The following is a 23766-nucleotide window of genomic DNA, read 5'->3' as shown; positions in this document are numbered from 1 at the left end:
ATTATTACGCACCTAACATATCTTGAATGTCTGACTTTAATACGTCAGCTTTCGGACCATATACTGCTTGTACACCTTTATCTTTTACGATTAGCCCTAAAGCACCATTTTGTTTCCACTGCGCTTCTGGTGCAACAACATCTAAATCTTTTACTGTTACACGTAAACGCGTCATACAAGCATCTACGTCAGCAATATTTTCTTTTCCACCTAATAAATCAATAACTTTTGTTGCTAATGAACCATCTTGTACATTTCCTGTTCCTTCTGATGACTCATCTTCATTATCAATATAGTTACCTGCACGTCCTGGTGTTGGTAAATTGAACTTTTTAATTAAGAAATTGAATAATGTAAAGTTAAGACCGAAGAATACTAATGAAACGATAACGAAATTGATTAAATCTCTTGTTAGTCCTGCATTAACCATCATCGGTGTACGAGTAATTAACTCAATAAATCCAAATGCGTGAACACGTAAGTTGATTAAATCTGCTAATGCAAATGCAAGTCCTGTTGTAATAGCATATACAACATATAGTACTGGTGCAATAAACATGAACATGAATTCAATTGGTTCTGTTACACCTGTTAAAAATACTGCTAATGCTGCTGATAAGAACATTGGTTTATATTTTGCACGTTTTTCTTTATCAACATTACGGAACATCGCAAAAGCAATCCCCATTAACGCTGCTGTTGAGCCGATAACTTGTCCAGCTTTGAAACGAGCTGGTACAACGTTATTTAATAAATCGTTATACGCTTTCGTATCTCCACTTGCTAATAAATTATTTAAGTCTGTAATCCATGCAAGCCATAATGGATCTTGTCCTGCTACAATTTGCCCAACTTTTGAGCCAGTTAACATCGTATATGTTCCGCCTAGCTCTGTGTAATTCATCGGAATCGTTAACATATGATGTAATCCGAATGGTAATAATAAACGTTCTAACGTTCCATATACAAATGGCGCAACAACTGGCGCACTATCTTTAGATGCTGCAATCCAGCGACCAAATTCATTTAATCCACTTTGGATAAATGGCCATAAAAGTGATAATACAATCGCAGTGACTGTAGACCAAACAATTACAACGAATGGTACGAATCGTTTTCCATTAAAAAATGCTAATGCCTGTGGCAGTTTATTATAGTTATAGTATTTGTTATATAAAGTAGCTCCTAAGAAACCTGTGATAATACCTACGAAAACTCCCATGTTTAATGCTGGTGCACCAAGTACAGAAGTAAAGTAATCTTTTACAACTAAATCTCCTGCTAATACTGAAGAAACTGTCGCTTTTGAATCCGCTAACATTTGAGCGTTTACGCCAAATATTGCTCCTGTAATTCGATTTGTTAAGACGAATGCTAATAGTGCTGCAAATGCACCACCTGCGCGATCCTTCGCCCAAGATCCCCCAATTGCTACTGCAAATAAAATGTGTAAATTTGTAATAATTGCCCAACCGATGTCTTCCATTACACGAGCAATAGTATGAACTGCGTTAATATCCCCAGCAGACATTCCAATTAGCTTACCGATGGAAATCATTAAACCAGCTGCTGGCATTACAGCTACAACAACTAATAATGCTTTCCCGAACTTTTGCCAAAAATCAAAAGACGTAATTTTCATCTGTTCTTCCTCCCCTTTATTTATAACAACATAATGATTTAAATTATAATTTCTGTTTCTCTTATGAAAACGATTCCTCATATTGCTTTATCTTTTTTGTTACGCAACCGTTTTCATAAATCTATTTTAATAAAAGCGTTTTCACATTGCAATAGAAATTTATTTTTTTTCATAAAAAAAGATGCTCAAGGAGCATCCTTTTGTATTATGAAATGCGATAAACCCTTGTTTCATAAGGTTTTAACGTGATTGTAGTTAATTGTTCATGTTCCGCAACTTCATAGTTATTTAAAAGCAAACGTTTGCGTTCTAGTGCGAATAAAGGCTCATTATACACAGCTTCCTCTTTTGAGATATTACTAATTACAATGACTTTTTCATCCTGTAACGTACGTGTATATGCATAAATTTGTGGATCGTCCTCTAAAAGTAAATCGTACGTACCATAATTCAATACATCATGCTCTTTTTTCAAGGCAATCATTGTCTTATAGAAATTGAAAATAGACTTTTCGTCATTTTTTTGCTTTTCAACATTAATTTCTTTGTAATTTGGATTCATGCCAAACCAAGGTGCACTTGTTGTGAAACCAGCATTCATCTCATCGTTCCATTGCATAGGTGTACGTGAATTATCACGGCAAGAAGCCCATATAATTTCCATCATATCTTGATGTGATACGCCTTCTGCAATTTTCTCTCGATATAAATTTTTAATTGCTACATCATCGTAATCTTCAATATTTGGTAACTGAACATTTGTCATACCAATTTCTTGTCCTTGATAAATAAACGGTGTACCGTGCATAAAGAAATACATCGCTCCTAGAGCTGTTGCACTTTCACGCCAATATTGTTTATCATCTCCCCACGTTGAAACGATACGTGGCTTATCGTGATTCTCGATATATAAAGCATTCCATCCTTTATTCTCTAATCCTTTTTGCCATTTCGTTAATACCTTTTTCAATCCTACAACATCAAGGTCTTTCTTCTTTTCTGCATCCCATAAGCTTAAATGTTCAAACTGGAATACCATATTGAATTTACCTTGCTCTTCTCCAACCCAAAGCTCAGCATCTTCAATCTTAACGCCATTCGCTTCACCAACAGTCATAATATCGTACTTAGAAAATGTATTTTCTTTTAACTCTTCTAATAAAGGTTGAATACCATCCACATTCATATGTTTATCAAAAGATGGTACATACTTTAATTCTTTTGGATTTGGCATATCGTTGAAGCCATCTTCTTTTTTAATATGGCTAATTGCATCAACACGGAAACCATCAATTCCCTTATCAAGCCACCAATTAACTGTATCGTATAACACTTCACGAACTTCTTTATTCTCCCAGTTTAAATCTGGTTGTTTACGTGAGAATAAATGTAAATAATATTGTTCTGTTACTTCATCATATTCCCATGCCGAACCATTAAAAATACTTTCCCAGTTGTTTGGTTCCGCACCATCTTTACCATCATGCCAAATGTACCAATCACGCTTCGGATTGTCTTTAGATGAACGAGATTCAATAAACCATGGATGTTCATCACTCGTATGATTAATAACTAAATCAATAATAAGCTTCATGTCACGCTTATGAACTTCATCTAATAAAGCATCAAAATCCGCCATTGTACCAAACTCATCCATAATATCTTGATAATCACTAATATCATAACCATTATCATCATTGGGAGACTTATACATTGGACAAATCCAAATTACATCTATACCTAAATCTTTTAAATAATCCAGCTTTGCAATAATACCTTGTAAATCTCCAATACCATCACCATTTGAATCCATAAAGCTTCGTGGATAAATTTGATAAGCAACTGCTTCTTTCCACCATGTCTTATTCATAGTCATTCTCTCCTTTTGCATCCCATCGGAAATTTTATGCAAACGTTTTCGTAACACTATCATAACAAAATATGAATAGTTTGCAACTGTTTTCATTGAACTCTATGTAGATTCCTTATTCTTATGCTTTATCCCGCTATTGGCCGGGCAGTAAGAACCCCACCTCAAAATTCAGCGAAAGCAAAGAAGTTCGGTGGGGATCGGGCTGCCCGTTAAAGTCCGATTGGTGAAGGCTAATAATCAGTGGGGGAGGAACAAAACTCCCACTGATTATTAGCCTTCACTTTATTTATTTCTCACAAAGGTAAATCTCATTCTTACCTGCTCTTGTCCACGCACGTTACATACGCTTTTCATATATTAATAAAAAGCACTGCTTATTTTAGAAAGGAGTGATAAATTGAAACAAACAAAATTAACAGGTCGTATCGTTGTTCCCTCAGATCCTGACTATGACGTAGCCCGATTGAATTTAAATTTAAGTATTCCAAAACTCCCTTGTATTATTGTTTTTTGCCAAAATAAAAATGATGTGTGTAATGCCTTAAAATGGGCACGTGAACGTCATATACCATTTCGCTTAAGAAGCGGACGTCATAGCTATGAAAATTTTTCTCTTTTAAATAGAGGACTTATTATTGATGTGAGTGAAATGCATCGCATTACTGTTAATACAAATAAATTAACAGCAACAATTGAAGCTGGTGCAAATCTTGGTACGGTTTATAAAGAACTTTGGAATTATGGTGTTACAATACCGGCTGGTACAAGTGCAAGTGTTGGAATTGTTGGATTAACACTTGGTGGTGGTATCGGTATGCTTTCACGCTTATTTGGATTAACATGTGATCAATTAGTAGAAGTTGAAATGGTACAAGCATGCGGTAAATTGGGCGCAAAAATCATTCGTGCAAACGAACAAGAAAACCCTAACTTGTTTTGGGCGTGCCGCGGCGGTGGTGGTGGAAACTTCGGAATTGTTACTTCTTTAACTTTTCGAGTACATCCTATAAAAAATGTATCAATCTTCTCCATCACATGGGAATGGGAAGATTTTATCGCTGCATTTCAAGCTTGGCAAAACTGGGCGCCTTATATAGATGAACGTCTCACTTCATCAATTGAATTATTCGCAAAGCAACAAAATAAAATTGAAGCACAAGGTGAGTTTGTTGGCTCTCCCTCTGAACTCCATTCCTTATTATCACCACTTCTTGAAACCGGTACCCCCTCTCTCTTTATAGATGAAGTTCCTTATATAAAGGCTGTTGAATTTTTTAACAGTGGTAACATCCCTGAAAACTTCAAGCGCTCCGGTTCCTACGTATATAAACCTATCCCTCTTAAAGGCATTCAGATTATGCAATATTTTCTTTCTCATGCACCAAATAAAGATGCGAGTATTTGGCACCAATCGCTCGTAGGTGCTGTGGAAAATATTTCGCCTACTGAAACAGCTTATTTCCATCGCAAAGCAATTATTGCGCAAGAATACATTACCTCTTGGAAATGCGATGATGAAGAAAATCGAAATATACGCTGGGTTAAAGATTTAAGAGAAAGCTTAGATCCTTATACACTAGGTGATTATGTCAATTGGCCCGATATCGACATTAAAAATTGGCAAACTAGTTACTATGGCTCTAACTTTCACAGATTACGTAAAGTGAAAACTATATATGATCCTTGCAATGTTTTTCGTTTTCAACAAAGTATCCCACCCTTTCATACGTAAAAAAGGGGATAAAATAAAAAAGCATCCAATATGCCGTTACCTCGCAGCATGTTGGATGATTCAAGTTGATTTTCTATATCTTTTCAAATTATTGCTCCTACTCATAAACTTTCAATTACGGATTAATTGTATTTCTCATCATTTTTATGCAATGAATGTAATTTAATATTTGGTACTTTATCTTTTTCAATACCGCTATTATAAGCAACAGGAATTTGAAATTCCAATTGTTTTGTCTCATGTTTTTGTAAATAGACTGGTTTCGGTACTGGATAACTTTTGGAAGTTTCTGTTGCATTATCATATAAAACAATTTTTAATGCTTGTGAATGATTACGATAATTTTTTAAAGTAACAATGCACTTTTGTTCAATATCCCCTCCATTCTTCTCCATTCTACATTGACTATCTTCTTTTTTATATTCTATCGCCTCTACCCCTGTTTTTCCTGCGTAGTACCATGTTTTATTCAATGTCTGGAGGATGTTATTTAGCATAAACGGCATCATTAAAATCAAAATACTAATGCCTACTACTTTTATCTTATTCATTGTTCTAAATGTACTAGATTTCTTTTTTACTAACCATTTTACAAATAATATAAATGCGATTACATGTAGTATGAAAGAAACGATTACTATATTTGAGACTTTATAATCCATATAAGTATATGTATATACCGGAACATTAAAGAAATTGAATAGTTTTTCCCCAATTAATTCATTATCGTTTGGAATTTTTAATAATAACAAAACCCCTATACTGTAACAAATAGCTACTAATCGATCATACTCAATTCGGACCATTCTTTCTCTCCTTCCCCTTACTTTTTTATTATCGATTTTAGCTATTATTACCATGCTATACAATCTTTTTATAGAGGATAACGTAAAAAAGCTCCTTATAAATATATAAAGAACTTTATTAATATACAGTATGAATTAGAAAATCCATATGCAATTTTCACATAGAGACTTCCTCAAAATATGTTGGATTATGTATTGTAATTTTCTTATCCAGAATCGTAACAATACTATCGTTTTTTAATTGTTTTAATACGCCGCTAACCGTCTCTCGAGACGTACCAGATATTTTCGATATTTCAATTGTTGTAAGTGGGCAGGAAATTACAATCGTTTCGCCACTCTGTTCTCCTAAATCTTGCATTAAATAATTTAATGTTTGAATGACTCGATCTTGTGCATTAGGAATTGTAATGTTTTGCACTCGATTTTCGTTTAGTTTTAATATTGATGATAATTGCTGAACAACGTACATTAATTGCGTCCTACTAGATTTCACCATATCTTCAAAAATTACTGTCGGAATATAATATACCTCTACATCTGTCATCGCTTCTGCCGTATAGTTATATCCCCTGTCTGTAAACATACCACCATAAGGAAAAATAGAATACCGCTTTACATAGTCATCATATAATAAATTTCCACTTTGATTTACCCGCTCTAACTTTACAAAACCATCTAACATGAAGTAAATTCTTTCTCTTGAATCCCCTTCTAAAAATAAAAATTGACCCTTTTTATAAGTTCGCCAATAGACAAACTCCGTCAAACCTTTCAATTTCTTTTCTGTTAAATGAGCAAATAATTCAAATTGCTTTAAATCTTTAACTACGTTCCGTCTATTCATAAAATTCCCTCTCTCTTGCTGTATGTTGGAGCGAAAAATCAAGAAAGCGTATTCAAATTAAATTTTATCATAACTAACTTATATATTCAGATTTCATCATGAAAACTTTATGAACAATGAGTACAAAAAATATTAATACATAAAAAGAATGAAGTTACTAACTCCATTCTTTTTTACTAATAAATAGCGTACATAATTATTTAAACATACATGCATACATTCTGTTTAGAAATAATAGTACCAGCTTTTTCTTCTAGTGCTTCATATACTTTTTCTAAAGACGTAATAATTGTTTTTCTTTTTGGATTTATATTAACAAAATTAATAGCAGCTTCAATTTTTGGAAGCATACTTCCCGCAGCAAATTGTTGTTCTTCCATGTATTCTTCTAATTGATTCACTGTGACATGCTCTAATTTCTTTTGATTCAGTTGATTATAATTTACATACACATGATCAACTGCAGTTAAAATTACGAGCGTATCGGCATCTACTAATTCAGCTAATTTCTGCGCAGCGAAATCTTTATCGATAACCGCTTCAGTTCCTTTTAACCCTTCTTCAGAATCAATTACTGGAATTCCACCACCACCAACAGCTATCACTATATTTCCATCCTCAACTAAAGAATTAATTACTTTATGTTCATGAATACTTACAGGCTTCGGTGATGGAACAACACGTCTCCACCCTCTGCCAGCATCTTCTTTAAACACTGCTTTTGTTTCTTCCATTAATCTTCTGGCCTCTTCTTCTGTATAAAAAGGACCAATTGGTTTAGTTGGATTTTTAAATGCCTCATCTTTTTCATCCACGACAACGCGTGTTATAACCGTTGCTACGTCTTTTTTTATATTCCTTTTTTTCAATGCCTTTTCAATCGCATTTTCCATCCAATATCCAATCATCCCTTGGCTCATTGCACCGCAAGTATCTAATGGCATTGCAGGTGTCTTTTCCGTTTCTGCAGCTTTTTGCTGTAATAAAATATTTCCCACTTGTGGACCATTTCCATGCGCAATTACTATATCTACATCATTTTCCATTATTTTCACAAGTTGTTCCGCTGTTTTTTCTAACGCTTCTTGCTGTGCTCCCGCAGTAGCTTTTCCAGACTGTATCGCATTTCCCCCTAGTGCAACTACAATTTTTCTTCGTGCCATATTTCAGCCCTCCAGTTGATTTTGATTTCATAACGCTTTATAAAGTAATACTGCCTGTAATTAATCCATAAATCGCAAAGAATGCTAAAGCACCAATTGCTACCGATGATGCTAATTCCACTCGAGTAAATATTTGCTTCGAACTCTTTTGCCTTTGAACATTGTAAAAAATAAAAATACCTGGCGCATATAAAGTCATTGTTAATAATAAATACTCTAAACCAGCTGCATAAACTAACCACACACCGTACATACTTGCTATCAAACCAATTATTATATTTTTATTTCGATCCGCTTCTTCAGACTTTAAGCTATGCTTCAGTTGATAAAATGCTGAAAAAGCATATGGGATTAAAATAGCTGAAGATGCTAATGAGAATGCAAAGTTATACGCCTGATCGGAAACGACGAATGTTAATAAGAACATTTGAATTAAGCCATTTGTTATCCATAATGAATTTATTGGAGCTTTATTTTTATTTTCTTTTGCAAACCATTTTGGAAATACTCCATCTTTAGCCGCCAAATACGGAATTTCAGATGCGAGTAAAGTCCAACCTAACCAAGCACCTAATACAGAGATAACTAAACCTAAATTAATAAAGATAGCACCCCATTTTCCAACAACACTTTCAAATAAATAAGCCATAGACGGATTTTTTAAATTAGCAATATCTGCTTGCTGCATAAGTCCAAGAGACAGTAATGTAATTAAAATGTAAATGATGAGTGTACCAATTAAGCCAATAACCGTTGCTTTCCCTACATCACTTCTATTTTTTGCTCGACTTGATAAAACAACAGCCCCTTCTACCCCAATGAACACCCATAAAGTTACAAGCATTGTACTTTTAACTTGGCTGCCAACTGCTCCCCATGAAAAAGAACCAGTTTGTCCCCAAAATCCATCTAGGAACGTATCAATATGAAACGCGAAGATTCCTATAACAATAAATACAAATACAGGTACTAATTTTGCGATTGTAGTTACTAAATTCACAAGTGCTGCTGATTGAACTCCACGTAAAATTAACATGTGAACACACCATAATAATACGCTTGCACCAATAATAGATGCTACATTTTGACCGCCCTCAAAGATCGGGAAGAAATACCCTAATGAAGAAAACAATAATGTGCCGTAAGCTACATTACCAAGCCAGGCAGATAGCCAATATCCCCACGCACTATTAAATCCCATAAAATTCCCAAATCCTGCTTTTGCATAACTAAAAATACCACCATCTAAATCTGGCCGTTTTACAGTTAGATTTTGAAAAGATAATCCAAGCGCAATCATCCCAATTCCTGTTATAACCCAACCAATAATAATGGCGCCAGCACCAGCACCTTTTGCCATATCACTTGCTAAATTAAATGCTCCACCGCCAATCATAGACCCCACTACAAGCGCCGTTAATGTAAACAACCCTAATTTCTTATCTTCACCCATTCCACTCACCTCTCTTTAATTGCAATAACAATACGAAAGCAATAGTGAATGATAGTGTCTAAAGGAGGAGAAAGAAGAAAGGAAGACTCCCTTTCTTCTTTACTCCATGTTTCCTAAAGTAGCTGCCATAACCGCTTTAATTGTATGCATTCTATTTTCAGCCTGATCAAATACTTTTGAATGTTTACTGCGGAATACTTCGTCAGTTACCTCCATTTCTCTCAGTCCATATTTCTCATAAACTTCCTCACCATACATCGTTTCAACATCATGGAATGCGGGTAAACAATGCAAGAAAATCACGTTTTCATTCCCTGTTTCTTTAATCATTTTCATATTTACTTGATAAGGTTTCAATAACTCGACACGTTCAGCAAATTTTTCTTCTTCTCCCATAGACACCCATACATCTGTATAAATTACATCTGCATTCGCAACAGCTTCTTCCACATTACTTGTTATCATTACCTGTTCATTATATTTTTTTGCTAAATCAATTACTTCTTGTTCTGGCCATAAAGATTCCGGTGTACAAATACGTACATCCATTCCAACAATCGCTCCACCAACTAGTAAACTATTAGCAACATTATTTCGTCCATCTCCAACGTAAACAAGCTTCACATTTTTTAATTTCCCTACATGTTCTCTAATTGTTAATAAATCTGCAAGTGTTTGTGTTGGATGCCACATATCTGTTAATCCATTCCAAACCGGTACACCAGAATTTTGTGCTAAAGATTCTACAGTTTCATGATTAAATCCACGAAATTCAATTCCGTCAAACATACGTCCTAACACTTTTGCTGTATCCTCTACGGATTCTTTTTTTCCAAGCTGAATATCACCTTTCCCTAAATATTCAGGGTTCGCACCTAAATCTGTACATGCTACTGTAAATGCACATCGCGTGCGAGTAGAGGTTTTTTCAAATAATAGCGCTACATTTTTACCTTCTAAATAATGATGTGGGACACCGTTTTTCTTTTTCTCTTTTAATTCTGCTGCTAAATCTAGAAAATATAATAATTCTTCTTGTGTAAAATCTTTTTCAGCTAGAAAACTTCTTCCTTTTAAATTTGGTCTAGTCATTAACATACTTCATCCCTACTTTCTCCGTTATTTATACTAAATATCTTTACGAACAATTGGCATACTCATGCAACGTGGACCCCCACGCCCACGAGATAATTCCGAACTTAGCACCTCAATGACTTCTATACCGTGTTCCCGTAATAACGTATTGGATACATAGTTGCGATCATATGTAACAACTACACCTGGCGCAATTGCTAATGTATTAGAACCATCATTCCATTGTTCACGAGCGGAAGCAATTGCATCTCCTCCTCCACAAGGAATAAGAACTAATTCACTTAAACCTAATACCTCTTTTAATGCTTCCATTAAAGAAGTGCGATGTGTAATTTTAAGAGTTTCCACATCTGGACCTTTTTCTAAAATATAAATATTCATATTTCCTTTTGGCCCTTGAATGGCTGGGTGAATTGTAAACTTGTCATAATCAACCATTGTAAACACTGTATCTAAATGCATAAATGCTCGGCATTTTGGAATTTCTATTGCTAACACTTTCTTAATTTTATTTTGTCGACTAAAAAGATTTTTAGCTAAACGTTCAATTGCTTTAGCTGACGTACGGGCAGATACTCCAATTGCAATTGTTTCTTCATTTAAAATTAGCTCATCGCCACCTTCAATTGGAAACTTATAATCACGATCTAGCCAAATTGGTACATTGTGATTTGCAAATCTTGGATGATATTTAATGATGTACTCCATGAATAATGATTCACGTCTACGCGCCGGTTCTCTCATCTTATTTATCGTTAATCCATCACCCACGCTAGCTGCTGGATCACGAGTAAAATATAAATTAGGCATTGGGTCTAAGTAAAACGGATAATGATCTTCCATTAATTCATATAAATGTGTCTTCTTACTTGTTTCAATCTCGTTTTTCCGTACACCACCCATAATTTTTTGAATTAATTCTTCATTTGAAAAGGAAAGTAAATATTCTTTTAAAGTTTGATGTGCAACATTTACGTCAGCCTGTCCTTCTTCTAAAATACGATCAACAAATTCTTCTCGAAGTTTTTTATCTACTAATGCCTCAGCAGCTAGTTTTTCTAAATAAAGAACTTCAACACCCCGATTGCGTAATGTTTGTGCAAAATAATCATGCTCTTTTTGAATAATTGGTAAGTATGGAATATCGTCAAATAATAATTGTTGCAAATAATCTGGCGTTAAGTTTTCCACTTCTTTACCAGGTCGTTTTAATAAAACTGTTTGTAATTCCCCAATCTCTGAAGTAACATGTATCGGATGCTTCATTTGTTGTACCTCCTTTTAAATATGTTTGATGTCTTACAAGTACATAATAAATGCTACGCGCCTTCATCTTTGTGAAAGCATCCACATTATCATTGTGAAATATTAAACAAGTTATTTTTTTAAAATCATATGAATTTGTATTTTTATAACACTTCATCCCGATTTTTCAATAAAAAAACACATATATTACGCATATATGTTGAATATTTAACTTCCGTATTTAAACAAAAATCCTGTTTTTAATTTTTATTAAAAACAGGATTTTGCATCTAAATAATTAAATTTAACCTTTCTTCTAAAATCTCCCTATCTGATTTTGACTGAGAAATGATAAGGCATGTATCATTTCCACATACACATCCTATTTTTTCTTTCCAATCTAGCTCATCAAACAAAACACCAATAACATGTGCATTACCGGGTAATGTTTTAATAACCATTAATTGATCTACACAATCAATTTTTACAACAACCTCTCGTAATTTTTTCTTTAACTTTATATCAGTTTGTAAATGCTCTTCTGAGAAAAATTTATATATCATTAATCCTTCTTGAGAAGGTACCTTCGTTAAATTTAACTCACGAATATCTCGAGAAACTGTAGCTTGTGTTACTAATACATCTTTTTTTGCTAACAATTCTACTAATCTTTCTTGCTTCTCTATTTCATACTCCTTTACAAATTGTTTAATTAATCGTTGTCTTTTTTCTTTTTTCATAAAAGACACCCCTTTTAATATTATAGCTCGCTATAATTTTCATCCGAAAGGGACAGAAAAGAATGTTGCGGAAACGTTCATAGTTTATACTTTTTAACTGTAGATATTAAATCTAGCTAAAAAAAGAGAAGAACAGCATTCTGTTCTTCTCTTTTACATTGAAAACCGTTCAATTGTTTGTTTTAAATCCGCTGATTGCTTCTCTAAGTCTTTTAATAATTGATCGATTGCTATCATATTTTTAGACTGCTGCAACGTCACACGTGCCACTTCTTGTGAACCAGCTGACGTTTCTTCCGCAATTGCTGCTACAGCCTTTGTTTGTGCTCCTGTTTGATGAATGTGATTCACTTGTTCATTCATATAACTACTAATTTGCTTAGTTGCATCGGCTACTTCCATAACACTTGATGACATTTCTTTTAAAATTAATTCTGTAGCTTCTCCGCGTTTCGCCTCTTCTTTAGCTGTCTTCACCTGCTCTGTCATTTTCAATGCGACTTGCTGTACTTCATCTTGCATATTCCGTAATAACTGCGATATGTTTCTTGCGGAATGATCACTTTCATCAGCAAGTTTACGTACTTCTTCTGCTACAACCGCAAAGCCCCTTCCATGCTCCCCTGCACGAGCTGCCTCAATAGAAGCGTTGAGTGCTAATAAATTTGTTTGGCTAGCAATCTCACTCACAACAGAAACAATGTGTTCAACTTGTTTCATTCGCTCTTCTAATTTCTGTACATTTTCCATCGAATCTTCATTTTCTCTCGCCAATGTTTGAATACCTTGAATTAAAGAAGTAAAGACACGTGTACTTTGTCCTAAAGCTTGAACCATTTCTGAAGACAACTCGTCAGACTGTTTTGCTTTTCCTTCTACTTCATTTGCAATAGAAGTCGTTGTATCAACAGTAGAAACAATCGCTTGAATCGATGCTGCTGATTGCTCGGCACCGGAAGAAATCTCCGCAAGGGTTTCAGACACACCTTGTGCTTGCTTTGTCGCTTCACCTGTTTGTTTTCTAATTTGCTGAACTTGATTATTTGTATACGAAAATGTAGTATCGATATTTTTTACCATGCCCCTTAAGTTCCCTAGCATCATATTAAATGCAACACTTAAAGATTTAATCTCATCATCGGTCTTTGGCAATGGGACATCTTCACGAATATCACCTTCAGCCGCTTTCCTTGCTGCTTCTTCCAACTTTCGAAGTGGTTTAATTAAAAATATTGCTGCCCCATACGCTAAAATTCCAGACCATACTACACCTAATAACATAACGATAATATTATAAACAGTTTGACTTACATAACTTTGAAAATAATCATATATAACGTAAATGAAAATTAAACTTGTTGAATATGTAATGAAAGCTAAAATTGTAGTAAATAACATAAGCTGTATACGCAAGCCAAAGGAAAATGTTTTTCTTTCTTTTCCCATCTCTTCTTTCCCCCTTCTTATAAGCAATATAAGTACTACCTATATATTATTATCCATATTTTCGTTATAGAAAGATATAGGGATTTTAAAAATCATTATTTCTTTGAATATTAAATCCCCCTGAAAAAAATAAAGGATTCTGACAATTTATGACTAATAACAGAAATAAGGGGCAACATTTGTAAAATATATTTTTGACTGGGGGTTTTGTATGATTCAAGTTCGAAATCTAGTAAAATCATTTGGCTCACTTGATGTTTTAAAAGGAATTGATTTAGAAGTAAAAGAAAAAGAAGTTGTTGTTTTAATCGGTGCCAGTGGTTCCGGCAAAAGTACATTACTTCGTTGTCTTAACTTTTTAGAAATGTACGATGAAGGTGAAATTCACTTACAAGGTGAACGAATTGATCCAAAGCATTCAAATTTAAACAAAGTCCGTGAAAATGTCGGTATGGTTTTTCAACACTTTAACCTCTTTCCTCATATGACCTCACTAGAAAACATCATAGAAGCACCTATTCACGTAAAAAAATTGGAAACAGCAGACGCGAAGGATGTTGGGAATCAACTCCTACAAAAAGTCGGCCTACAAGATAAGGCGGATGTAACTCCTCACCTACTTTCAGGTGGTCAAAAACAACGCGTTGCGATTGCACGAGCTCTTGCTATGAATCCTAAAATTATGCTATTTGATGAACCTACCTCAGCCTTAGACCCTGAACTCGTTGGAGAAGTATTGCAAGTTATGAAAGAACTTGCTGAAGAAGGAATGACAATGGTTATTGTTACTCATGAAATGAATTTCGCAAGAGATGTAGCTGATCGCGTCATCTTTATGGATGACGGAAAAATTGTAGAGGATGCTCCGCCAGCGCAATTCTTTTCAGCTCCATCACATGAACGAGCAAAACAGTTTTTACGTAACGTTTTATAATGTAACTTCTATTTCAAACGTAAAGAAATACATTTATACGGTGCACAACTAATTGTCCAAATAAAATATCTCGATAACATACTTAAAACCATCCGTATGATCAATATATAGGAGGGGTCTTATGAAAAGAAAACTATTAACCATTGTTGCGAGTATTACACTATGTACATCATTCATACTGGGAGCCTGTAGTAAGGAAAGCTCGACTACTTCATCAAATGGTGAAAAGGAATTTCGTTATGCGATGAGTGGATTATACAAACCTTTTAACTATAAAGAAAATGACGGAAAACTTGCCGGATTTGATGTAGAAATAGGTGAGGCGCTCGCGAAAAAGATGGGAATGAAACCCGCTCCTATTACAAATCCGTGGGAAACGCTAATTCAAGGTCTACAATCAAAAAAATATGATGCAATCTTAGGAAGTATGGCCATTACAGAAGAACGATTAAAAGCTGTTAGTTTCTCAAACCCATATTATCGCTCTGGTGCCCAGATTTTCGTAGCTAAAAAGAATACATCTATCTCTTCTCCAGAAGATTTGAAAGGAAAGAAAATTGGTGTTGTAAAAGCTAGTACCTTTAAAACTCTTGTTTCAAAACATACAGATCAAATTACAGAATACGATAGTGATATTACCGCTCTTATGGACTTAGAGCCTGGGCGTGTGGACGCAGTAATCACTGATCAAATGGTTGGTCTTCGAATGATTAAAGAAGGTAAATCAAATATAAAAGAAGCTGGAAAACCATTAAATCTTGATGAAATGGGAATTGCTATTCGCAAAGATGATAAAGAAATGGTTAAGAAAGTAAATAAGGCTTTAGATGAAATCATTAAAGATGGTACGTACGAAAAGATTAGTAAAAAATGGTTTGGTCGTAATATTCTTGGAGAAGAGGCAAAAACGAAGTAAGTTAACTATTCAAAGATTCCATAAATCATGCCCCACTTTTTATGTGGGGTATTTCATTCCCTACTAAAATCTATACACTATGAGGTGAAACGCATGTTTGAAATTTTTATCTCTACCTACCCCACACTCTTAAAAGCTACTATTGTCACATTACAATTAACATTAACTTCCCTAGTACTCGGCTCATTAATTGGATTACTATTCGCTTTCTTTCGAATCTCTAACAATAAAGTTCTAAATAGTATCGCTCATGTCTACATCGCCATTATTCGTGGTACACCTTTAATTGTTCAAATCGCAATTCTCTATTTTGGTATTACATCTGTTGTTGTGTTCACCCCTTTTTGGGCAGGAGCAATTGCTTTAGCAATTCATAACGGTGCATATATTACCGAAATTTTCCGTGGATCCATTCAATCCGTTGACCGTGGACAATTAGAAGCTGCTCGATCTTTAGGCATGCCTTACCCTTTGGCGATGCGCCGAATTATATTACCACAAGCATTTCGTCTATCTCTTCCTCCTCTAGGTAATCAATTTATTATTGGATTGAAAGATTCCTCACTTGTTGCTTACGTAGGACTGTCCGAATTATGGGGATCGGGTTTATCAATTGCCGCAAGTAACTTCCAACAATTAGATACATATGTAATCGTTGGTTTATATTATCTCGTACTCGTTCTCCTATTTACTTATTTTGTTAACCTTTTAGAAAAACGATTACAGCGCAAAGAGACAAACTCTATCCAAGTCCATACAAAGAATAAAAAAGAAGTTTCTTTATAAAAAAAAGCAAGCCTGAGATGGCTTGCTTTTTCACTGCAAAATATATCAACTTTTACTGATTTACTTTTTTAATACTCTCTTTTTCTTCTATATGTTCCTCACGATATGAAATATTATGAGGGTCTAATCCATTTCCTAAAGAACCGTAGAAATGTTCTCTATGCGGATCAACTAATTCACTTCCGTGATAATACACACGTGGTGTATTCCAAAGTGCTGCCAATGCTTTTGTCATCGGCATTTCGTGATAGCGTTCCGGCCACATTTCTTTAATCTTCTCTTTTACTAACGGATAGTATTTAGAGCTCATAGCAGGGAACAGATGATGTTCTGTATGATACGAGAAATTGAAATGTAAAACGTCTACCCAGCGCGGCACTGTTACTGACAAACAGTTTGCTAACGGATCATTTACTGGAACAATTGGATTTAAGCGGTGATTTGTTGCGATATATGCCATTACAATAAAGTTAGCAATTAACAACGGAATTACATATGCAAATAACCATTTTCCAGGTCCCATAATAAATAATAAACTAATCCAAACTGTCCAAGGCAAAAGAAGTTGAAGCCATACAGATTTTTGATTCGATGACTTAAATTCTTTTATAAAATGAAAGAACATTCGAGTTGAATGCAATGTAAATTGAATTGTTAGTGACAGAAAACTAAAGAATGAACGTACATGTAAAGGCATACGATATACCCAACTCAAAAACTTACTCTTCTTAAGTTTCTCAAGTGTCGGCCATGCATCCGGATCATTCTCTTCATGCTGTGTATGAACATGATGCGTTGCATTATGCCACTTTCTCCAAAGCTTTGGTCCTGTTGATAATGGCATAAATGCAATCGCGCCTAAGAAGTCACGAAGCCATGCCTTTCTTACAACAGTTCCATGTAAAATTTCATGCCCTAAAAATCCTAGTGAAGCAAAACATAATCCAAGAACAATCGCAATTCCTAGATTCGCCCACACATTCAATTCAAATACACCAATCGATATTAACCCCGCCAATGCCACAAGCAAATAAGCCAGTCCACCAAATAAACGAGTAGGCACTGGTTTAAATGCTTTTTTCGGCAAATGTGGTGATACACGTGCTGCATACCACCCAAACGTATGAAGCTCCTTCATCCTTTTGCCCCTTTCTTATGCCGCGCCTTGCGCAACTTACATATATCAATTCTTGCTTCCAGATTGATTTTACTAGATGATCCAAAAAGCATCTATTATAAGGAAAATATACTCACTCTATCGTCACTTATTTTTCGCTTTTATTATCAATGAAAAACATTTCTCTTTTTACTCTCTATCAACCTTTCCACATGATGAATCATAACAATAGAATTTCTATATTGTCAACAACTTTTATGACCTAGTAATAAAAGTTGGTTATATTTTTATAATCATACTTTATTTCACTAAAGAAAATGTATAGATTCCATAAGGATTCACCTACTATATATAGACATTTTCTTAAACGCCATAGACTCTATCTCATTCAATAACTCTCTATGTAATCAACAAACAGAATCACTTAAATTTAGTTTTATATAAATCCTACTTCTTCATAATGCCCCACCTAATTAATTATATTAAAATAATTTATAACCTCTTTTAATAAAGATAGACTACTTCTAAAACAATACACATGAATTTCATATAATATGGAAATATTAAAAGGAAAATTGTTCTAAAATTAGGAGGTTTCCGCAATGACAAGTGATACATTTCCACAACTGCCGCTATCTTATTGGATTGAATCTACTCAGTTTCCTACTTTCTCTCGTTTATCCGAAAATATAAAGACGAAAGTTGCTATTATCGGTGCTGGTATTACAGGTATTACTACTGCCTATTTACTTGCAAAAGAAGGCATAGACGTTGTTTTAATTGATTCTGGTCGTATTTTAAACGGAACGACTGGGCATACAACAGCAAAAGTAACAGCACAACATGATCTTATTTATGATGAATTAATAAATCATTTCGGTGTAGAAAAGGCCGGGCTTTACTATGAATCAAATAATAAGGCTCTACAATTCATAAATGAAACTGTTCAAACATATAAAATCGACTGTAATTTCTCAAATGAAAATTCATATTTATATACAACTACTGATAACGGATTAAGAAATTTATCGAAAGAATATGAAGCTTATCAAAAATTAAATATACCTTGTGACTATGTTCAATCTCTATCGATTCCTATTCCAGTACAATCTGCACTTGTAATGAAAAATCAAGCGCAATTCCACCCCCTCCTTTATTTGAAAACACTTTTAGAAAAGTTTGTGGAGATGGGAGGAAAGGTCTATGAACAAACAACAGCTATGGATGTGGAAAAAGGAGATTATCCACAAGTAATTACAAAGGAGGGGCATCGCATCACTTGTGAATATGTCGTCTCTTGTTCTCACTTTCCTTTTTATGATGCGAATAGCTTTTTCTTTACGCGAATGTACGCAGAACGCTCCTATGCTCTTGCAATAAAAGCAAAAACAGATTATCCAGGTGGCATGTATTTAAGTATTGATGATCCAAAACGCTCCTTACGCTATATAACAAACAATGGAGAAAAATTAATTTTGATTGGCGGAGAGAGTCATAAAACGGGACAGGGAATAAATACAATGCTTCATTATGAAGCACTCTATTCTTTTGCTGAAGCAACTTTTGGAGTAGATGAAGTTCCCTATAGATGGTCAGCGCAAGATTTGATTACGCTAGACAAGCTCCCTTATATCGGACATATTAACGAAAGCAATCCAAATATATTTGTTGCAACTGGATATCGCAAATGGGGAATGACAACTGGAACTGCTGCAGCTCATTTACTGAAGGATTCCATACTAAAAGTCCACAGCCCATATAAAGAGCTGTTTGCACCATCACGCTTTCATGCAAATCCAGATATAAAAACATTCCTTTCTCAAAACATTGATGTTGCTAAACATTTAATTGAAGGGAAACTTGAAACTGCATTACGTAAACCAGAGGATCTTGAAGTTGGCGAAGGATCCGTTGTACATGTCAACGGTAAACGAGCAGGTGCTTATAAAGATAAAGAAGGAAAACTACATATCGTCGATACGACTTGTACACACCTCGGCTGTGAAGTTGAATGGAATAACGGTGATTGTACTTGGGATTGTCCTTGCCACGGTTCTCGTTTTTCAATTGATGGCGATGTTATGGAAGGGCCAGCAGATCAACCATTAAAACGAGTTGATAACGAATAAAAAAACAAAGAAGTTCAACAAGAATCCTGTTGAACTTCTTTGTTTTTCATGACACCTTTTCATATAAATTTCGACATAAGAAGGGAAATATTAACAGGGAATAAAATAATATATTCATCTACAAATAAAAGGGGGGAATACTATGCAACCTTCTGCTCCACCTCATCTAGAATCTACAGAAACTATCTTTTCAAGCTCCATTACAAAACTTGTTGTTTTTATTTGTTGGCTCGCCATTCTAGCTGACGGATATGATTTAGGTATTTACGGTGCCGTTCTGCCAAAGCTTTTAGAAGACAACAGCTGGGCACTATCACCAGCTCAAGCTGGAACAATTGCCAGCTATGCTCTATTTGGGATGTTTATTGGCGCTATTCTAGTCGGAACCATTACAGATTTAATTGGACGAAAGTGGACACTTATATGCTGTTTAGTTCTTTTTTCTATCACAATGGGCTTAGCTGCAATTGCTCCTTCTCCTGAATTATTTGGGCTATCTCGATTTATCGGAGGAATCGGATTAGGCGGTGTTATCCCAACAGCTTCCGCACTTACTGTTGAATATTCACCAAAAAAACGACAATCTTTTATTTATGCTCTTATGTTTACCGGCTATCCTTTAGGTATCGTGTTAGGTGCTATTTTATCCATGTTTATGTTAGAAGATTTCGGATGGAGAATTATGTTTGGCATCGGCATGATTCCGCTACTCCTCATTCCTTTCATTATTCGTTATTTACCTGAGTCCATTCAATTTTTATTGTCGCGGAATCGACAAGAAGAAGTGAACAAAATTCTTAATCGCTTTCAAATTGAATTCCATGTAAAAGATGAAATTTCCGAAGCACCATCTAATATACAAAAGAAAAATGGATTTCTTACGTTATTCTCAAAAGAATACATAAAAGCAACGCTACTTTTTTGGATCACTTATATAATGGGAATGTTTTTAATATACGGTTTAAATACTTGGTTACCACAGATGATGCGTCAGGCAGGATATCCTCTTGGATCTAGTTTATCATTTCTACTTATGCTAAATATTACTGCAGCTATCGGCGCATTATTTGCCGGGGCGATTGCCGATCGTATAGGGGCAAAAATTGTTATTAGCGTCTCCTATCTTATGGCAGCCATATGTATTGGACTACTAACAATTAAACCATCTGTTACAATCATTTATCTTTTAATTGGTCTTGCTGGAATTGGATCAGTTGGTATTACTCAAATATTAAATGCTTATGTAACACAATACTTCCCATCACATATACGAGCTACCTCCTTAGGCTGGGGACTTGGACTTGGCCGAGTTGGTGCAATTGCTGGACCTATTCTTGTCGGTATTATTATGACAATGCAATATGACTTAGCATGGAATTTTTACTTATTCTCTTTTGCAGGTCTTATCGCAGCTATATCTGTTTTCTTTATTCCTACAAAATAAAGTGAAACTTTAATCAGTGTTGAGGTGCATCCCCAGCTGATTATTAGTCCACACCAATCAGGCGTTTACGGGCAGTAAGGCTCCCACAAATAGCGGGATAAAAAAAGAGCACAAATTTACTTGTGCTCTTTTTTATTTACTTCAAACAACATGTTTCTAAATAGTGTATTCAAACTCTCAATATCAATCCCTAATCCCTTTTCAATCCCTTTCACGTATTGCTGATAATAACCAATTTGTTCTTCTAAAAATTGATTTAACACTTGAATTTTCAATCCAACATCTAATTCCGTACCCGCTTTTTTCTTTATTAACAACTTCTCAATCTCATTCAATACACTACGTTCTATAGATAGTTCTGTAATCAATCGATTAAATTCTACTGGAGGTAATGTCCCTTTCTCTTCTAGCCACTGACAAGCTAAAATAGGACGTAATACATAAAAGTACTTTTTCAATTTTATATTCTCGCCTTGCAAAAATTCACGATAATTTTTTGAAGCCATATGTAAGTAATGATATATCGTTGCTTTTGGATCAAAATTCTTTTCACTCATTTGCTGAAGGTGCTCTGGAAAGTTAGAGTTTTTCGAATAAAAAATTGGTGATCGAATCCACTCAAGTAAAGCTGGGTTTGACTTTCCAAACAGTTGTAATGCCTTTTTAATATCCCAGCCACTTATATCTAAATCATCACTAATCGGATACTCAATTACATCTCGTTTATCATGAATTGATAAATACCACTCTACCGGATGCATATAAACAAATCTAACATCATAATCACTATCTTTCGATGGAAATCCCCAAGCACGACTCCCTGATTCCACTGCAAATAAGATTTTCACATCATTCTCTTTTTCAATTCTTGCTAATTCCGCTTTAATTTTCTCTCTCATTTCATACCCTCTCCATTTTTTGATTATTTCCTTGGAAATTCGACAAATATATTACTAAGCTTACTACATACTAAAATAGCTGTCAGAAAATTCCCGACAGCCTACCAAAATCCCTTATTTTTTACTTGTTCTTTTCTGTTACACTAACCGCAATTCGTTCAAACTCTTTTTGAATTTCCTCTTTATATGCATCCACTTTTGAAAAATCCATAGCAGCAATATAAATTCGTTCTAATTTATCACGAACTGATTTTGCTTTTGCTAAGAAAGACATCGCCTCATTCATTTTTGCTTTATATTGAATGGAAACGTCACGAATTTCTGTAGCATACTTCTCATCCGTCCCCGGTTTAACAATAAGAGCATACATATCTATAATCTCATCACCCACGCGACTTGGAAAATATTCATGTGGTGCGGTACTATCAAAAATTGCAAATCCTAATTCTCTTACAATAACCATATCAAGACTATTCGGGTCAAATCCGCAATGATATACTTCAACGTCAAAACCTTTTTCTTCTGCTGCCTTCGATAACTTTTTGAGCATTGTTGATTTTCCAGAGCCCGGGCGTCCTTTTATAAAATAACGATGTGGCAATCCTTCTGTTAAATTAGGAACAAAATCAACTGCTCCTTTCGGTGTAGCTGCTCCTAAAAAGCGATGTTTCACAAGCGATTGTTTCCCTCCTTTATCTGTAAATAGCTTCTGAATCAGCTGATCTGTTAGTTCATTTGCTTTATTAAAATCAATGTTATTAATATATATTTTCTCCCACTCATCATGTATAATTAGCGCCTCGTGAAAACAAGCGTAAGCAGTTTGAAAAGCTTTGCTTGCTTCTGAAACAAATCGTTCAATTTCCACCTTCTGCTTTCTTAATTTATCTGAGTCCCAAGCAACCCCTAAATTGATATACTCCTCAACAACTCCTGGCATTTTTGGCTCGATAACATGCGGAGATGTTCCATCAACAATTCCTACTTTTAGCTTCGGGATAATTACACCATCAACCGATTTATTATCGGAAGAACAATGCAAAAGCTCAATATCATATCCTTTTTCAACCCATTCACGACCTATTGCCTTAATTAAAGAAGATTTTCCCGTTCCTGGACCACCCTTTAAAATAAACAACCTATCTAGCCCTTTTAAATTCTCTTCGTATAAATTATGAAATCCTCTAGCTGTATTACCACCAGCATAATAATTTAACACATTCCCTGTCACTGCACTCACTCCTTCGCAACAGTCTACTTACATAAGCTACAATATGCGAGCAACTTTATTTGGGTGAACACCTAATTTGTATTGCATGAAAAAGGAAATTAATTACAATTTAAATATCATGAATATTTCGAATTCCGAAACTGAATAAACCTTTATCAAGAGAGGCAGAGGGACCGGCCCTTTGAAGCCCAGCAACCTCAGTTTATAAGAACTGAATAGGTGCTAATTCCTGCAAAATGCATTGCATTTTGGAAGATAAAACGCAACT

19 protein-coding genes, 1 pseudogene and 1 riboswitch are annotated in these 23766 nt (G+C 34.8%); of the genes and pseudogenes, 6 read left to right on the top strand and 14 right to left on the bottom strand.

From position 1 onward, the window contains the following. Nucleotides 1-4: 4 nt before the first annotated feature. Together JDS81_RS19940 and JDS81_RS19935 are read right to left on the bottom strand one after the other, a co-directional pair. Nucleotides 5-1642, bottom strand: coding sequence for a PTS transporter subunit IIBC (locus JDS81_RS19940; RefSeq protein WP_000705554.1), 1638 nt, complete (start codon nt 1640-1642; stop codon nt 5-7). Between the two features lie 205 nt (nt 1643-1847). Next, nucleotides 1848-3512 (bottom strand): glycoside hydrolase family 13 protein, encoded by a 1665-nt coding sequence (locus JDS81_RS19935; RefSeq protein ID WP_016107445.1) that lies wholly within the window; start codon nt 3510-3512, stop codon nt 1848-1850. Nucleotides 3513-3912: 400 nt separating this feature from the next. On the opposite strand from JDS81_RS19935, the gene JDS81_RS19930 reads away from it, so the two are divergent. Then, on the top strand, nt 3913-5247 hold the full coding sequence (locus JDS81_RS19930; RefSeq protein ID WP_097953936.1) for an FAD-binding oxidoreductase: 1335 nt from the start codon (nt 3913-3915) through the stop codon (nt 5245-5247). 122 nt (nt 5248-5369) lie between these two features. Here JDS81_RS19930 and JDS81_RS19925 read toward each other — a convergent pair whose 3' ends face one another. The 9 genes and pseudogenes from JDS81_RS19925 to JDS81_RS31190 all read right to left on the bottom strand — a co-directional run. Next, nucleotides 5370-6053, bottom strand: a complete 684-nt coding sequence (locus JDS81_RS19925) for a hypothetical protein (RefSeq protein WP_016513787.1) — start codon at nt 6051-6053, stop codon at nt 5370-5372. A 157-nt stretch (nt 6054-6210) separates the two neighbouring features. Then, complete coding sequence (locus JDS81_RS19920; RefSeq protein WP_001081910.1) at nt 6211-6900, bottom strand: Crp/Fnr family transcriptional regulator; 690 nt, start codon at nt 6898-6900, stop codon at nt 6211-6213. 200 nt (nt 6901-7100) lie between these two features. After that, nucleotides 7101-8063 carry a carbamate kinase gene (arcC, locus tag JDS81_RS19915; protein WP_097953935.1) on the bottom strand — a complete coding sequence of 321 codons (963 nt, stop codon included), beginning with the start codon at nt 8061-8063 and terminating at the stop codon, nt 7101-7103. Between the two features lie 37 nt (nt 8064-8100). Then, the gene (gene arcD, locus JDS81_RS19910; protein ID WP_000503405.1) at nt 8101-9516 is read right to left on the bottom strand and encodes an arginine-ornithine antiporter; all 1416 of its coding nucleotides are present in this window, start codon (nt 9514-9516) and stop codon (nt 8101-8103) included. A 99-nt stretch (nt 9517-9615) separates the two neighbouring features. Beyond that, nucleotides 9616-10614 (bottom strand): ornithine carbamoyltransferase, encoded by a 999-nt coding sequence (argF, locus tag JDS81_RS19905; RefSeq protein WP_000930304.1) that lies wholly within the window; start codon nt 10612-10614, stop codon nt 9616-9618. A 30-nt stretch (nt 10615-10644) separates the two neighbouring features. After that, the gene (gene arcA / locus JDS81_RS19900) at nt 10645-11877 is read right to left on the bottom strand and encodes an arginine deiminase (RefSeq protein ID WP_000682324.1); all 1233 of its coding nucleotides are present in this window, start codon (nt 11875-11877) and stop codon (nt 10645-10647) included. Between the two features lie 269 nt (nt 11878-12146). Further along, nucleotides 12147-12596 carry an arginine repressor gene (argR, locus tag JDS81_RS19895; protein WP_000711836.1) on the bottom strand — a complete coding sequence of 150 codons (450 nt, stop codon included), beginning with the start codon at nt 12594-12596 and terminating at the stop codon, nt 12147-12149. 153 nt (nt 12597-12749) lie between these two features. Further along, nucleotides 12750-13676, bottom strand: a complete 927-nt coding sequence (locus tag JDS81_RS19890; protein WP_434088068.1) for a methyl-accepting chemotaxis protein — start codon at nt 13674-13676, stop codon at nt 12750-12752. A gap of 15 nt (nt 13677-13691) precedes the next feature. Beyond that, a pseudogene (locus JDS81_RS31190) lies at nt 13692-13877 on the bottom strand (HAMP domain-containing protein); the annotation flags it as partial. Between the two features lie 376 nt (nt 13878-14253). Here JDS81_RS31190 and JDS81_RS19885 point away from each other — a divergent pair. The 3 genes from JDS81_RS19885 (at nt 14254) to JDS81_RS19875 (ending at nt 16678) form a co-directional block, all read left to right on the top strand. Beyond that, entirely contained in the window at nt 14254-14976 is a 723-nt protein-coding gene (locus tag JDS81_RS19885) for an amino acid ABC transporter ATP-binding protein (RefSeq protein ID WP_000616929.1), read from the top strand. A 121-nt stretch (nt 14977-15097) separates the two neighbouring features. After that, nucleotides 15098-15892, top strand: coding sequence for an ABC transporter substrate-binding protein (locus tag JDS81_RS19880; protein ID WP_000823745.1), 795 nt, complete (start codon nt 15098-15100; stop codon nt 15890-15892). Nucleotides 15893-15985: 93 nt separating this feature from the next. Further along, nucleotides 15986-16678, top strand: coding sequence for an amino acid ABC transporter permease (locus tag JDS81_RS19875; RefSeq protein WP_000461553.1), 693 nt, complete (start codon nt 15986-15988; stop codon nt 16676-16678). A gap of 52 nt (nt 16679-16730) precedes the next feature. Here JDS81_RS19875 and desB read toward each other — a convergent pair whose 3' ends face one another. Next, nucleotides 16731-17816, bottom strand: coding sequence for a Delta(10) desaturase DesB (gene desB, locus JDS81_RS19870; RefSeq protein ID WP_000661221.1), 1086 nt, complete (start codon nt 17814-17816; stop codon nt 16731-16733). Between the two features lie 581 nt (nt 17817-18397). Between desB and JDS81_RS19865 the strand changes: the two genes are divergently transcribed. Then, the gene (locus JDS81_RS19865; RefSeq protein ID WP_097895658.1) at nt 18398-19924 is read left to right on the top strand and encodes an FAD-dependent oxidoreductase; all 1527 of its coding nucleotides are present in this window, start codon (nt 18398-18400) and stop codon (nt 19922-19924) included. Nucleotides 19925-20066: 142 nt separating this feature from the next. Further along, complete coding sequence (locus JDS81_RS19860) at nt 20067-21368, top strand: MFS transporter (RefSeq protein ID WP_097953934.1); 1302 nt, start codon at nt 20067-20069, stop codon at nt 21366-21368. Between the two features lie 116 nt (nt 21369-21484). Here the strand turns inward: JDS81_RS19860 and JDS81_RS19855 are convergent, their stop codons facing one another. Then, complete coding sequence (locus JDS81_RS19855; RefSeq protein ID WP_097953933.1) at nt 21485-22267, bottom strand: nucleotidyltransferase domain-containing protein; 783 nt, start codon at nt 22265-22267, stop codon at nt 21485-21487. A 121-nt stretch (nt 22268-22388) separates the two neighbouring features. Then, nucleotides 22389-23498, bottom strand: coding sequence for a PRK06851 family protein (locus tag JDS81_RS19850; protein WP_000147482.1), 1110 nt, complete (start codon nt 23496-23498; stop codon nt 22389-22391). Between the two features lie 149 nt (nt 23499-23647). Beyond that, a riboswitch (SAM riboswitch) is annotated at nt 23648-23760 on the top strand. Nucleotides 23761-23766: the final 6 nt, after the last annotated feature.

It is taken from the genome of Bacillus cereus group sp. N31, assembly GCF_016483245.1.
In the GTDB taxonomy this organism is placed as follows: Bacteria; Bacillota; Bacilli; order Bacillales; family Bacillaceae_G; genus Bacillus_A; species Bacillus_A toyonensis.
Note: the sequence above shows the minus strand (reverse complement) of the source record. Positions and strands in the feature narration are given on the sequence as shown.

Coding starts and splice junctions, on each gene's coding strand:
- arcA (WP_000682324.1), bottom strand. CDS start 11,877: ATGAAGCATCCGATACATGTTACTTCAGAGATTGGGGAATTACAAACA.
- JDS81_RS19875 (WP_000461553.1), top strand. CDS start 15,986: ATGTTTGAAATTTTTATCTCTACCTACCCCACACTCTTAAAAGCTACT.
- arcD (WP_000503405.1), bottom strand. CDS start 9,516: ATGGGTGAAGATAAGAAATTAGGGTTGTTTACATTAACGGCGCTTGTA.
- JDS81_RS19885 (WP_000616929.1), top strand. CDS start 14,254: ATGATTCAAGTTCGAAATCTAGTAAAATCATTTGGCTCACTTGATGTT.
- JDS81_RS19880 (WP_000823745.1), top strand. CDS start 15,098: ATGAAAAGAAAACTATTAACCATTGTTGCGAGTATTACACTATGTACA.
- desB (WP_000661221.1), bottom strand. CDS start 17,816: ATGAAGGAGCTTCATACGTTTGGGTGGTATGCAGCACGTGTATCACCA.
- JDS81_RS19890 (WP_434088068.1), bottom strand. CDS start 13,676: ATGGTAAAAAATATCGATACTACATTTTCGTATACAAATAATCAAGTT.
- JDS81_RS19865 (WP_097895658.1), top strand. CDS start 18,398: ATGACAAGTGATACATTTCCACAACTGCCGCTATCTTATTGGATTGAA.
- JDS81_RS19935 (WP_016107445.1), bottom strand. CDS start 3,512: ATGAATAAGACATGGTGGAAAGAAGCAGTTGCTTATCAAATTTATCCA.
- JDS81_RS19940 (WP_000705554.1), bottom strand. CDS start 1,642: ATGAAAATTACGTCTTTTGATTTTTGGCAAAAGTTCGGGAAAGCATTA.
- JDS81_RS19925 (WP_016513787.1), bottom strand. CDS start 6,053: ATGGTCCGAATTGAGTATGATCGATTAGTAGCTATTTGTTACAGTATA.
- argR (WP_000711836.1), bottom strand. CDS start 12,596: ATGAAAAAAGAAAAAAGACAACGATTAATTAAACAATTTGTAAAGGAG.
- JDS81_RS19860 (WP_097953934.1), top strand. CDS start 20,067: ATGCAACCTTCTGCTCCACCTCATCTAGAATCTACAGAAACTATCTTT.
- JDS81_RS19920 (WP_001081910.1), bottom strand. CDS start 6,900: ATGAATAGACGGAACGTAGTTAAAGATTTAAAGCAATTTGAATTATTT.
- argF (WP_000930304.1), bottom strand. CDS start 10,614: ATGTTAATGACTAGACCAAATTTAAAAGGAAGAAGTTTTCTAGCTGAA.
- arcC (WP_097953935.1), bottom strand. CDS start 8,063: ATGGCACGAAGAAAAATTGTAGTTGCACTAGGGGGAAATGCGATACAG.
- JDS81_RS19855 (WP_097953933.1), bottom strand. CDS start 22,267: ATGAGAGAGAAAATTAAAGCGGAATTAGCAAGAATTGAAAAAGAGAAT.